We start from the raw sequence: 12,121 nt of genomic DNA on the forward strand, positions 1-12,121 counted from the left end.
GCGTTGTCGGTATGGCGAGCGTTGTTCAGTTATCGGCGGGCTTGGCAGGCCGCAGAATTTCGCGCATTAATGCTTCAGCCTGGTCGCGATAAAACGGCCAGTTCAAATAATTGCCCTGGGTGATAACAATGACCGCGTCCAGGTCCGGAAACACATTGATGTACTGTCCACCATCACCTTCGAAACTGACGTAACGGCGGCCGTTTATTTCGCGCAACCACAGATAATAACCGTAAGGTGCGGCGGGCTTATTGACCTGGTTTTTCGTCATCGCCTCGATCCAGGCGGCGGGCACTATTTGTTGCTGCCGCCGCCACTGCCCCTTATTCAGCACCAGTTGCCCTATCTTATACATGTCAGCCGGGCGTAAATACAGGCGCGCAGCACCCTCGGGCGTGCCGTCCGGCTGGGTGTCCCACCGGTAGTGTCGAATCCCCAGCGGCTTGAAGAAATACCGATCCGCCCACTGCGCCAACGGCTGCTGCAATGCCGACTGCAGCAGCGTCAATAACAGGTTCGGCAAGGCACTGTTGTAACACCAGGTCTGCCCCACGCCCAAATTCTCACGCGCTAAAACGACGCGGGAGAAATTCTGCGAGCGCCAGAGCTCGGCAAGATCCGTCGCCGACCACTCATCCCAACGAAACCCCGCCTGCATGGTCAACAGGTGTTGCAACCTCAACTCTTGCGCCCAGGCAGCGTCGCGATAGGTCGCGCCATCAGGCAACAACGGCAAGACCTGTTGCCGGCTGTCCATGCCTAACTGATCCAACGCGATACCGGTCAGTAAGGCTGTCAAACCTTTGGTGACGGAAGCGACATAGTGAAGATCGTCCCGCGTCCAGTCTTGTTCCGGCCCGGCAATTCGCGTTACACCGGCTTCAAAGTCGATACCATCGCTGTTGCCGCGGAAGTAGGCCTCCGCCAGCAACCGCCCTCGATATCCAACCAGCAAACTGTGTATTTCACGGTAGCGCCGCTGAGACCCGGGACCACTCAGGTTGGCCACCAGCGCAGCGAGCTTTCGCTTGTCGACAAGAGTGCCAGTCTCAACGGACGGGGAATTTGCCCTGCAGGTATCCAGCAACCCAAGGCCCGCGATCAGGGCCAGCAACTGACAAAGTATTCTAGTGCTTCGACCGGCAAATAATTTCACTTTGGTGGCACTTAGGTCTCAATCCGGGCTGGCTAAGGACACCAAGACCCGTTTTGGAGTGAAAAGACTTACAGGTCAGAGTACTAGTTGGCGCACACACGACAAAAGCGGCACCGCAGAGGTGCCGCAATAAACCAATAGCAAGCATTATAAACTGTTGAGAAACGCCAGCAGCGCAGCGCGATCACCTGCCGATAACTGTTCATAGGCCTGCTTGGACGCTTCACCTTCGCCACCGTGCCAGCGAATCGCTTCGTCGATGGAGCGGGCCCGGCCATCGTGCAGGTAACTGTGATGGGGCGTGCAATACTCACGACCATCGAGGCCAAAGGCATCCCAACCGCGGTTGCCCGCCACGCCACCGGTGACACAGGCAGCCAGGCCCAGGCCCCACAACGGCGCCGTGCGCCATTCGGCACCGGAGGCCTCACCTTCGCCCAAGTTATCAGCAAGGCCCGGCCCCATATCGTGCAATAGCAGATCGGTATAAGGGTGAATGGTTTGATTGCGCAGCTCCGCCAGGGGGTGGAAGGCACTGGTTTGATGCGTCTCGGTATGGCAACCGACACAACCGATATTGCGGAATATCGACTTGCCCTGAATCACCTGGGGATCGTTGTAGTCACGCTGCGGGCGCACACCGAGCAGCGACACATACTTCACCAGATTATCCAGGTGTTCATCCCCCAACTCAGTACCGGCACTGCCGCAATCGGTCTGGTTGGCGCCGCAATCCGGATTGGGCAGTACTGAAGTCATCACGCCCATATCGGTGTTAAATGCCGCTGCAATCTGATGTTTGACGCTGCTGGCTGCCGCTTTGTAACCAAAGCGTCCAAGACGGGTATCACCGGTTACCGGATCGATGACTTTTTGTACCCTGCCGGATATGCCGTCACCATCGGCATCGTTCTCATCGGCCAGCGCGAGAATCGCCTCTTCAGGGATTGCCTCCAGCAACCCCATACCGTTGAGCTGGGGAGCGATGCGCGCAGAGAAAGTATCGGGTGTGACACCGGTGAACTGGTAGTTGGGTTTACGCAGGCCGTTTTCTTCGGAGAAAAATGCAATCGAAGGCGTGCCTTCACTGACGGCACCGGCGTTGGCGCCCGGTTGTAATACGCGTCCCAGATCCGGATGCGGATTGCCATTGGCATCGCCCACTTTAAACACCCAGCGATCCAGCGGCTCTCCCAGCCCGGCAACCGGTGCCCGACCGTTGCGTTCATGACAACTGGCACACCGCTCGTTTACATAGCGTGGGCCCGCCAGACCGGCCATGCCTGGAAACACACCGTTCTCGGCATTTTCATCATGGCTGCCATCTAAAAACGAGGTGTGGTGAACCCGGCGGCCGAGTACAAAAGGCTGGCCGTTATCGTGACCGAGGTTGGTCGCCATCTGTTGGAAGTGGCCATCTGGCTCGGCGGTCATCTGTACATGCAAGGTGGTATCCCCCCCCAGGCGCGCGTGTGCCGGTACGGGAATACTGTCGCGCTGAAACCTGTTGCCCGGTGTAAACACGACCTTATCGGTAACATCCCAGGGCACCAGACCTTCACCGACAATATACAGATAGGTGGTGCCATAGTAGTTGGCACGGCCACGCGCGAGGGTAGCGCCATCGAGGAACTGGCTTATTTCGAACTCGAGCTTATCACCAATCTGGATGGGGCGGTTGGCGCGGCAGTTCCAGCTTTCCTCTTTCCAGTAACGGGTCAAACTCTCCCTGTTCATTACACCGTTGCCGCAGTACTGGGCAAGCGTGTGCTCGCCCATATACCACCAGCGGTTTTCCGCCTCAGTGTCACTCAGTTTATTTTGGGTGACCACATTCATGCGAATACTGCTGCCGCCTTTGGCCACATAATCCACAATTTCAATACCGGCGGTGCGATCTTCCCAATAAAAAGTCAGGTAGTGATCGTAGGCCTGAAAGTGGTTTTCTTTTGCGTGGCGGTCGCGGGCGCGGTCGGCGATGCGCGTCACCAACGCATCGCCACGATCAAACACAATGACATCTTCCAGAGGGGTCTGAGCGTCGAACAAGGGCACAATACTGCCCAGGTCCCCGCCGATGGCGGCGCTCCACCAGACACCACCCAGTCCCTGGCCGTTAGTATCGCCGACAGCGTTATCACCCGCATAAAAATACAGTGGCCGCCCTTCGAAGGCCGCTTGCCTGGCACCATCGTTGCGAGTAATGACAGACAGCCCAGCCACCCCGGTGGCGCCGGCATCAGTCACCAGTAGCGGCGGCCAATTGACGGCACAACCGTCATTGCAATTGCTGCCTGCACCCGGGTCATTGTCATAGACATAAAGCGTAAAGCCCGGCCTGGCGGAATCTACGCCACCGACAAGCAGGCCGTTCACGCTGGCAACTTCGCTCAATACCGGTTCAACGACAACCGGGCAGCCGGTGCTGTACACCGGGGTACCGGCAGGCGTACCGGGACAGGCGTCGCGGTCGTCCGGCACACCATCGTTGTCGGCATCGCCCACCGGGTTGGTCGTATCACCCACAGTGTAATTTTCGATATCGCTATCCACTGCGCCACCGAGCCCGGCGTCCCAGTAAGTGAAACTGAATGACAACACGTCACCGGTATTCAAGCCGGTCAGCACCAGGGTGTTGACACCGTCGGCCTGGGTCATGGTCACATTTTGCTGGATGCCGCCATTGACGGTGTAGTGCACTATCGCCCAGTCCGGCACATTGACATAGAAGGTTACCGTATCGCCGGACTGGATCATGCCGTGAAGGCCACTCATAACCGCACAGCCGTCGGCGTCAACGCTGACACCCGCGGGCGTCCCCGGGCATTGATCCTGCGCATCGGGTACACCATCGCCGTCGGCATCCGGCGCGGGTCCGGCAGTGACGGTGAACTTCACCCAATCGATGTTCACCTCCGGCCCATCGAAGCGGATCTTAAGCGTGTGCGTGCCGGTGCCGACAGCGGCCTGACCGATACTTTGCGTTTCCCAGCTCTGCCAACCACCGGTGGCGACTGCACTGCCGCCGATCACCACATCATTGAGTAACAGTGTGTAGCTGCCCGCACCGGTCGCAGAGGCAACACGCGCGCTGACATCATAAGTGGCCCCGACCAACTCCACATCGTATTCCAGCCATTCACCGGTGGCGGTCCAGCCAACGTTATAGCCAGTACTGGCACCACCGTCGAACGCCACTTCAATATCCACGTCGTCGTTGCGGTAGGCACCGCCCGCATTGCCGGGGGTGGTATCGGCAAAGCGCTGGTAATCCTCCGCCTCAACCTGCACATCCACCGGCTGGGGCGCCGCCAGGGGACAGCCCTGCGCGTCCACCGTCACGCCGGCCGGGGTACCGGGACATTGATCCACGGCGTCGACCACACCATCGGCATCGCTGTCCGCCGCTGTGGAACCGCCACCCTCCCAGCGCACATCATCGATGGCCATCGCAAACGCCGTGGTCGGCAAGGCGCCGTCGACACTGGCAATATTGAACAGGCCCGCCATGGATTGTAGTGCAATTAACGTCCCGCGCAGGTCGGCCACAGGTATTGAGACCTCCGTCCACTCGCCATTGCGCACCATACCGTAAGTCGATTGATAGGCCGGAAAAGTCAACCAGTTTTCATTGGTATAGGTATCGGTAACACCCACTTTGAAAGCAACATCGGCAGGAATTTTGATTTTAAATTTCAAAAAGCCGTCGGCGAAGTTACTCATATCCCGGGGCTGGCGGGATTGAATACCACCGCCGAACCACTGATTAGGTGCAAAATAATCCCAGGCGATCACCTCACTGCCCTCGGCCGGTGCCAGGGTACCGGCCCTGACCGAGTTCTGGTTCCAGATGTAAATATCTGAACTGGTGCCGGCCTGCAACTTGTTGGTCGTGGGCGTAGTGTCGGTAAATACACCAAAGGTACCGGACTCTTTCTGGGATGTGCCGCCGGTAAACACCCGCCCCAGGCCATTGATTTGGTATACGCGCACATAGTCGACATACATTTTAGCCGGCAGCGGTGCTGTCACCTGATTGCCGGCCGACGCATCGGTAAAATTACCGCCCACCGCCAGGTTCAACAATAAGTAAAACGGCGCCTGAAACTCGGATAGCTCCGCTCCGGTAATATCGATGGGCGCATCGTACATATCGTACTCGACACCGTTATCGACCACAGTAAAACGCAAAGCAGTATCGGTCCAATAAGTGCGATAGGTAACAAAGCGATTACTCAAAGGCTGGCCGGCCAGATAGGCATTGTCGGTTTGCCAGGCACTCATCGCCGCGCAGCTGGGATTGCCCTCGACGCAGGCATCACTCGAGTAGAAAATCGCATTGGATCCCACATAGCTGTTGATATCGGCACCGGGGAAACCGGCGGCGGCCCGCGACTGTGCCCGATGCCCCATTTCCATCATGTCGATTTCGCCCTTCGCGGGCCAGCTCGCGGTGCTGGTGCCCAGCATCCAAGCCGCCGGCCAGAGTCCAATACCCACTTCGGGCACGCGGATGCGCACTTCAATCATGCCGTAATGTACGGCCAACTTATTTTCAGAATCGATCTTGCCGGAGGTGAACTCACTGCCATCAAACGCCTCGCGCCGGGCTTCAAGCACCAGCGCGCTATTCCCCGGTTCGCCGGGCACCGCCGCTATGGCGACATTGCCGCCCCGGTAGTTCTGCAGCTCCTGATTTCCCCACCCGCAGAGGTTGGGACCAAACTGACACCCATTGCCTTCGATAATATTCCAGCGACCGGACTCGAGAGAATCAAAGTTTTCTTCAAATAACAGGCTGCCGATCACCGGATTGGTGATATCGGCGAGAACAGGCTTTATTGAACCGAATAACAACCCGGCAAAAACACCCACTGTCACATACAGCCTGCACAGCGCTTTTTTATCAGTGTTCATCATTGCACCTTCTTATATCTATCTTGTTTTAATTTTAGGGTCTTTTGACGCAAAAGGTCTCAATACCGGTTTAGCGTCAGCAGGGGCTTGGGTGTATCGAGTGCTTCTGCAATAGCGTTTTCACAGATTGGTTTACGCGACCTTGCCTTGCAGTACTGGCACGGCAAGACGCCGGAGCCCGGTAAAAAAAGAATCCCGGCAAAGCCGCCGGCAATAAAATTCACCAACGCCATCGATAGCGGTGATGCAGTTACCCCACCATGAGAGGGTTATTTGTCAGCCTATGTAAGCGCTTACATAAGATAGCGAATTTATATATACTCGTCAATACGCCGGTAAACACCGCTAGAGCACTGAATAAGAAAGCGTGAAGTGCAGAGACGCTGGGTCGAGAAAATAAACGGCAAAACAACAGTTTAAATATTTTTCAGAACGACCGGGCCCTATAAAAAAATTGCGGTGCACATGCCCGGCCAAAAAAAAGCCAACTGCCTGCCGAGGAGCCAACATAAGATGACACACCTTCGCACTGCCCTGTTCCTTGGGCTTCTGCTGACGATCCTGCACGGCTGCAGCGCACCGCCTCCCTCGGGCATCGATCAACCCGCGGCTGTCGCCGGCAACCTGGAACGTTGGCCCCAGTTGGCCGCAAGACCGGCAGACCCCGCTATCGAACGGCGGATTCAGGCGCTGCTGGCAGGCATGACATTGGAGCAGAAAGTCGGTCAACTCATGCAACCGGAAATCCGCCACGTCAGCAATGACGATGTGCGCCGGTATTATCTGGGGTCGGTGCTCAACGGTGGCGGCTCATTCCCGCAGCGCAACAAACACGCCAGCCTCGACGATTGGTTGAGCCTGGCCGATGGTTTTTATCACGCCTCCATGTCGGTCGATGCCGATGTCAAGATTCCCATCGTTTGGGGTACCGACGCCGTTCACGGCCACAACAATGTCATCGGTGCAACACTCTTCCCCCACAACATAGCACTGGGGGCCATTGACAACCCCGCCCTGATCGAAGCGATCGGCGCCGCCACGGCGCGCGAAATGGCAGCCACCGGAATCAGTTGGAGTTTCGCGCCCACGGTCGCGGTGGCCCGGGATGATCGCTGGGGGCGAACCTACGAGTCCTACAGCGAAGCACCCGCACTGGTGGGCCGCTATGCTCGCGCGCAGGTACTGGGTCTGCAGGGCCGGCGGGACAACGGCACCTTTATGGGGGAAGGACGGGTGATTGCCACTGCCAAACACTTTATCGGCGACGGCGGCACCGCCGGCGGCGAAGACCGCGGCGATACCCGTCTCACAGAAGAGGAACTGATCCGTATTCACGCACAGGGTTATTTCCGTGCTATCGAGGCCGGCGTGCAGGTCGTGATGGCGTCTTTCACCAGTTGGAATGGCGATAAACTGCATGGCCATCGCTATCTGTTGACCGACGTGTTGAAGAACCGCCTCGGCTTTGACGGCTTTGTGGTGGGCGACTGGGCGGGACACCAGTTTGTGCCGGGTTGTACCGTCACCCGCTGCCCTGCTGCCATTAATGCGGGGCTGGATATGTTTATGGCACCGGACGATAACTGGCGCGAGCTCTATACCAACACGCTGGCGGATGTAAAAGCGGGGCGTATCAGTATGGCCCGGTTGGACGACGCCAACGCCCGTATCTTGCGGGTCAAACTGCGGGCCGGTTTGTTTGAAAAGGGGGCGCCCTCAAGCTACCCGCTGGCGGCTCGCCAAGACATTGTCGGCCACCCGGAACATCGCGAGCTTGCCCGCCAGGCCGTGCGTGAATCCCTGGTGCTGCTGAAAAACCGCGGGCAACTTCTACCGCTGTCGCCCAAGGCCCATGTGCTGGTGGCCGGCAACGGGGCACACAATATCGGCAAACAAAGCGGCGGCTGGAGCATTACCTGGCAAGGCACCGGCAATACCAATGCCGACTTCCCCGGCGCAACATCCGTTTACGACGGTATCAAAGCCCAGGTGGAGGCTGCCGGCGGCAGGGTATCGCTGAGTGAAAACGGCGACTACAGCGAAAAACCGGACCTTGCGATCGTCGTTTACGGTGAAGACCCCTATGCCGAAATGCAGGGCGACACCAGTCATCTGGGTTATCACAATGCAGACGACCTGGCGCTGCTGCGAAAACTGCGGGACGCGGGCATCAAGGTGGTCAGCCTGTTTGTTACCGGCCGGCCGCTGGCGATCAATCCCTACCTGAACGCCAGCGATGCCTTTGTCGTTATCTGGCTACCCGGCACTGAGGGTAAAGCCGTCGCCGAACCCCTGTTCACGAAACCGAATGGCGACGTACAGGCTGCGTTCACCGGCCGCCTGAGTTTTTCCTGGCCGCAATTTGCCGACCAGGCACCGCTGAACCTGGATGACCCCCTGGCTCAGCCCCTGTTCGCCTATGGCTATGGTCTTGCCAACGGCGACACTGACACCCTGCCCGCAGCGCTACCCGAACCAACGGCGGGAACCCTGGCCGCAACACCGGGACCCCTGACCATTTTTCATCGCCGCACCCTTTCTCCCTGGCGTCTGGACCTGGCAGCGAAGGGGGAACAACCCGGCACAATGTCCACCAACAGCCTGACTGTGGGCGCCATCAATGCCCAGACCCGGGACCGTTTTATGCAAGAAGACACCCTGGAAATCACCTGGACCGGGCCGGCACAAGCCGGTTTTTATCATCCAAGTCAAATCAATCTGAGCGATTTCGCCGGCGGCTCACTGGTCTTTGAAGCGCGGTTAAAGAATGCCGCTGATATCCAGGTGGGGTTGAGTTGCCAAAACACCTGCCGGTCCACCCACCTGAGCGAGTTCGTCAATCCCGGGGTGGAAACCTGGCAGTCGGTGCGGATTCCATTGGCCTGTCTCAGTGACGATCTGCAGGCGGTAGCGTCGCCCATGCAACTGTCCGGTCGGCAAGGGGCTGAGATAGCCCTGTACAACCTGCGAATCGAACGGGGAAATCAAACCTGCCCTAACCCGAGTGACACACCTCTGAGCAATGATGTGTTAATTAACCGGTCTGCACCCTATAACCTAAACAACGGCGCTGGAAAACCGGCGCTGCGATAATAACAATACCGGAGTCAGCACCATGAAAAAAACGTTATTGATCAGCACTCTGATGATCGGCCTCGGCGGCTGTGATAGCGACAGCGACAGCGGCACCGCCGGCAACAACCCACCGCCGGCCACACCAACGGAGTCCGGCTGGGAGCTGGTGTGGAGCGATGAATTCGACGGCACTGCGATCGACACCGGCAACTGGAGCCACGAGGTCAATTGCGCCGGCGGCGGCAACAACGAACTACAGTGCTACACCGCCCGCACCGACAACAGTTTTGTCGAGGACGGTGCATTGCATATTGTGGCAAGGGAAGAAAGTTATACCGGCCCGGCATTGCACGATGACGACCCGGACTACGATGCCGATGACATCTCTGCCAATCGCAATTACACCTCGGCGCGATTGCGCAGTAAAAATAAAGGCGACTGGACCTACGGCCGCCTCGAGATCGCAGCCAAACTCCCCCAAGGCCAGGGTATCTGGCCCGCCGTCTGGATGCTGCCTACTGAATGGCGCTATGGCGGCTGGCCTCTCAGCGGTGAAATCGACATTGTCGAGGCCGTTAATACCAACGCTGCCGGCGGCAACCGCGTGCATGGTACACTACACTATGGACGCTATTGGCCCGCAAACAATTACAGCGGCACTGACTTCGAACCCGATACCAACGTCTGGGAGGCGTTTCATCAATATGCCGTGGAATGGGAGCGCGATGAAATCCGCTGGTATGTGGATGGAGTGCACTACGCCACCCAACGCCCGGCGACCGATACCGACGTTGGCTGGTTTACGTATTTCTGGCAGGATCAAGACGGGGGGTTCAACTTTGGCGAGCGCGGTGCGCCTTTTGACGAAGCGTTTCACCTGTTGTTGAATCTCGCCATCGGTGGCAACTGGCCGGGCTCGCCCGACGCCGACACCCAGTTCCCACAGACCCTGGAAATAGACTACGTCAGGGTTTACCGCTGCAGCGCCGGTAACGACGACGGCAGCGGCTGTGCCTCCAATGTAGATAGCGATATCACGGCTATCGGCAGCCAGCGCCCGCAAACAACGGCTTTTAGCTTGTACCAGAATGGTTTGCAGAATCTGTCCCTGCCCCACGCCGGCACCGATATCAGCCAACCGCTGGACATTGGTTTCTACGACGCGGGCCAGGCCGGCAGGGTTGTGGTAGATGCGGCACTTGCCGACGCCGGAAATACTGTCTGGCAGATTACGTTCAACGGACCCGGCAACAGCTTTATCAACGTTGCGGAAAGTGCGGTCCCGAATGCCGAGCGGGGGCTCAAACTATTAGATATGACACGATACGGCGAACTGCGTTTCGACCTTAAAGTGCTCAGCGCCGATCCGGACACACAGTTAACGGTAAAGCTCGATAGCGGCTGGCCTAATTTGCGTCAGTACACCCTGGCACTGCCGGAGCCTGGCAATTGGCGCGAAGTCTCAGTTCCGTTTGACCGCATGCAGGCCAACCCCATCGAAGCAGGCAATGTCGACTTTGACAGCGTGCTCAACCCCTTCGTTATTGAAGCGAGTGGCGCGGCGCAAATTCAGTTGAACAATATTCGCATTGTCTGCCTGATGGACTGCGCTCTCGCTCCCATCGCCACCGATCCGGCCGCGGTGATCAGCGACAGCTTCACGCTTTACGATGACGGCACCTCTGCCCTGTTCGCACCGGGCCTTGGCCTGTGGGAGGAAACTCCGGGGCATGTACAGATCAGCGAGATAGATGCCACCGAAGTCGCCCGCGGCCGGGTTATCGATGCCCGCTTCACGTCGCCCTCCGGCAACGGCTTGATGTTTATTCAATCCGGCACCAACACCAAAGACCTCAGTGCTTTTGCCGATACCGGTTTACTCCGCTTCGATGTAAAAGTGCTGGACTACAACCAGGCATCGGAACTGATTCTAAAAGTGGACTGCGTTCACCCCTGCTCCTCAGGCGACTATAGCCTGGGCGCGCCGGGTGCAGGCAACTGGGAAACCGTGGATGTCGCCGTCAGCGATCTGGTGGCGGGCGGGCTCGACCTCGGTAAAGTCAATACACCGTTCGTGCTGTTTCCGACCTGGGGGGCACAAGGCGACGTGCACTTACAGATCGACAATATCAGATGGCTGCTGCCTTAAGCGGCGGCTCTCTTCGAGGCAGCCGAAATTCCCGATCTTTACTTGATCGTATAACTGCCTGAGCGGCTCACCGCAAAGCCCTCCGCTGCTGCTGAAAGCGTCCACCTCAGACTATGAAGGTTATCTCAGTTCAGCAGCAGGTCGATAGTTACCCCACCCTGTCCCCAATACATCAGCGAATCAATACTCTGGCAGGCAATAGTGGAGTCGCACAGCGCTCGTGAGAACCCTATAGACCGCCTCAAGCACCGGTGCCCCTTATCAAAATACCCGGGCGACAGCTCTAAACCCTTTGCACGATACCCGGATACCCTCTGCAGCATCGGTCATAACATCGGGTTGGCGCCTTTATCATCTTTGATAGATATCCTGATTCCACAGATCGTCGGGGACTGATAAACGCGGGCAAACATTGATAGGGGGAATGTGATGGCAGTCATCGTCAGTGGGCACGAATCCGGAATCTTGGATTCATCGTGGACCTTGTTAAATCGCAACGATCGTAGTCACAGCCAGAATCCGGGGCACGGGAAGCAACTCTATGTTAACGCCGCCAACGGCAATCTGCTGATACAGCAACAAGACATCTTTCTGCCCAGTTTTGGTGAGGATTTCACCTTTTCCAGGACTTACAACTCCCGCGGCACCATCACCAACGAGGAGAGCCGTCTGGATGCGCCCGAGCATCAGGTCGATAAGCCCGGCTGGTACTTTTCCACTGGCGTCTTTATCGAATGGCAGCGCCCGGAGGAAGACGAAAACCCGGGGATTGAGGAAAACACCTTCTGGATTACCTATGGCGATGGCAGTAAGTTCGAGTTTCT

At 57.7% G+C, this 12,121-nt stretch carries 5 protein-coding genes; 3 read left to right on the top strand and 2 right to left on the bottom strand.

Going from position 1 to position 12,121, the window contains the following annotated elements; genetic code table 11:
- Positions 1–25 precede the first annotated feature (25 nt).
- A complete protein-coding gene (locus FKG94_RS27875) occupies positions 26–1,156 on the bottom strand; it encodes a serine hydrolase domain-containing protein (RefSeq protein WP_142930239.1) in 1,131 nt (376 codons plus the stop codon).
- Between the two features lie 147 nt (positions 1,157–1,303).
- The gene (locus FKG94_RS27880) at positions 1,304–6,073 is read right to left on the bottom strand and encodes a di-heme oxidoredictase family protein (RefSeq protein WP_142930241.1); all 4,770 of its coding nucleotides are present in this window, start codon (positions 6,071–6,073) and stop codon (positions 1,304–1,306) included.
- A gap of 513 nt (positions 6,074–6,586) precedes the next feature.
- Between FKG94_RS27880 and FKG94_RS27885 the strand changes: the two genes are divergently transcribed.
- The 3 genes from FKG94_RS27885 to FKG94_RS27895 all read left to right on the top strand — a co-directional run.
- Entirely contained in the window at positions 6,587–9,166 is a 2,580-nt protein-coding gene (locus FKG94_RS27885) for a glycoside hydrolase family 3 protein (protein WP_142930240.1), read from the top strand.
- 22 nt (positions 9,167–9,188) lie between these two features.
- A complete protein-coding gene (locus tag FKG94_RS27890; RefSeq protein WP_179957845.1) occupies positions 9,189–11,297 on the top strand; it encodes a glycoside hydrolase family 16 protein in 2,109 nt (702 codons plus the stop codon).
- 429 nt (positions 11,298–11,726) lie between these two features.
- Positions 11,727–12,121 (top strand): DUF6531 domain-containing protein (locus FKG94_RS27895; RefSeq protein ID WP_218943667.1); only part of this gene is annotated, 395 nt, incomplete at its 3' end.

This window comes from Exilibacterium tricleocarpae (assembly GCF_007004655.1).
GTDB lineage: Bacteria > Pseudomonadota > Gammaproteobacteria > Pseudomonadales > Cellvibrionaceae > Exilibacterium > Exilibacterium tricleocarpae.

Excerpts from the sequence above, each read along its gene's own strand:
- FKG94_RS27880 (WP_142930241.1), bottom strand. The coding sequence starts at position 6,073 with ATGAACACTGATAAAAAAGCGCTGTGCAGGCTGTATGTGACAGTGGGT.
- FKG94_RS27885 (WP_142930240.1), top strand. The coding sequence starts at position 6,587 with ATGACACACCTTCGCACTGCCCTGTTCCTTGGGCTTCTGCTGACGATC.
- FKG94_RS27890 (WP_179957845.1), top strand. The coding sequence starts at position 9,189 with ATGAAAAAAACGTTATTGATCAGCACTCTGATGATCGGCCTCGGCGGC.